Here is a 1,891-nt window from a genome sequence, read left to right as displayed (position 1 = left end):
TTGAAGCGGTCTTCCGGGAGCAAGTCCGGGAAATTGCCAATAAGTACGGCTTTACAGTAGCCCACATGGAAATTGGTAAAGACGATCACGTACACATGCTGGTTAGTGCGCCTCCAAAACTATCGGTCACTAATATTATGCGGTGGCTTAAAGGCATTACCGTTTATCAAATGTTTCGGCAGTGCCCTGAACTGCAGACCAGCTACTGGAAGAAACAAGGGCGGCACCTTTGGTTGCCTAGTTACTATGTTGAAAGTATTGGTGCAGTAAATGAAAAGGCGGTCGCCAAATATATTGACGATCAACGTAAGAAGGAGAAATAGTTGATGCTCAAATTGCCGAGTACAACTGAATATGTAAGAGTACGACGCTATCGACTGGTTATGACACCAGAACTGGTAAGAAAGCATCAAGTCAACCTGACGGTTGAGAACCAACTACACAACTATGCTCTTAAATATCTGGAACGTGCCTATGGCTACAAGCGCCTTTCTCGTAAATTTCCTGGCACACGGACTGGGAAGACTTATGTTATAAAGGACGAAATTCTACCCGGATTCTTACAGGAAAACTACGGCCTAAAGCGGTGGAATTCTCGTAAAGTTGGCTTACACTCACAAGCTGCTTACCAGTCCTTACTCACTCTCTTGACTAACTTTGGCGAGTACCATAAGGTACTCAAAAAAGCGGCTAGAATGACTAATCAAGAAAAAGAGAACTACCGCAATAACAAGCACCATAATAATCCACACCATCGTTCCTGGTATCGTAAAGGGTCACTAAATTACCTACGTAATGGAGCTAGTCATCAGACAGTTTTGCTTCCAGATAACGGCCAAATTGCGATATTGTCGGCTCATCACATCAAAATTCAAGATTATGGTGATCTCCAAGTGGTGGAAAATATTATTAATTTGAAGCATCAGAAGATCGTCACATCTAAAATTAAGCATAAGCGAGATGGCTCCTATGAGCTTCAACTGGTACTTAAAACAAAGCTAAAGCGTAAACAGCCGTCTGCTGTTCGGGGTGCTGACTGGAATATGACAAATGAAGTGATCTATCGCACGTCGGATGGCCAAAAGTACCCTCTGGGAGCATTAGTATCAGCTAAGGCTGATAAATATGAGCGGATCATTAACTGGCTAAAGAGCCGCAGGGATAAGGCTACTTGGCTTAGTCCTAATTCCACACGTATTCAGCGGCTTAATGACAAGATCAGATACTACAACATTCGCCGGGCAAATATCTTAACTAACCGCTATCGGCATATAGCCAAGGAAATATTCAACGGGTATGACCTATTAGCCGTTGAAAAGCTGGACGCTAAAGAGATGCGGCGGCGGTCAAAAGAGCTTAGCTCTAAGGCCAACACCGCAAAGAACCGCCACTTGGCTAAGATTAAACCGTATGAGCTTGAACAGTGGCTCAAACGAATGGCTGATAAGAATGGCAAAACGCTAGTCATGGTAGACAGCTACAAAACCAGTCAAGTTGAATACGGCACTGATTATCAAGAAAAACATGGTCTGGATGGCCCACGGCAGTGGACTTCTAAGTACACCGGTAGGGAGATTGATCGTGACCTTAACGCTAGCCGGAACATCCTGGAATGGGCTCTTAACCCTGAAAAGCACATTAAATTAAAAGACTACCCAGCATTGAAGCCAAGCAGTCTAGTAACTATTAATTAAATTAATATTGGGCGAGACAGAACCTCGTCGTCCTTAAAGGTATCGAGAGCTACTGGCGGCGTATCACCCTGAGCTTGCAAAACGGGTGCGAGTCGGTAGCGGAGTCCCCTTAAATGGGGAACCAGGGCGTAAGCCCTGCATAGCCTAAACGTTTCCCAGATCCTATATGAGCTATCGTAGCCGTATAGATCTGGAAG

The 1,891-nt window shown here is 44.6% G+C and carries 2 protein-coding genes; both read left to right on the top strand.

The annotated features are described in order from the left end of the window. A partial coding sequence (gene tnpA / locus QOS10_RS09200; protein WP_283595180.1) for an IS200/IS605 family transposase occupies positions 1–323 on the top strand: 323 nt, incomplete at its 5' end. A 3-nt stretch (positions 324–326) separates the two neighbouring features. Further along, entirely contained in the window at positions 327–1,694 is a 1,368-nt protein-coding gene (locus QOS10_RS09195; RefSeq protein WP_283595179.1) for a transposase, read from the top strand. Positions 1,695–1,891 lie beyond the last annotated feature (197 nt).

The sequence above is a fragment of the Limosilactobacillus galli genome, from assembly GCF_947381495.1.
Taxonomy (GTDB): domain Bacteria; phylum Bacillota; class Bacilli; order Lactobacillales; family Lactobacillaceae; genus Limosilactobacillus; species Limosilactobacillus galli.
This window is presented reverse-complemented; position numbering and strand designations above follow the sequence as displayed.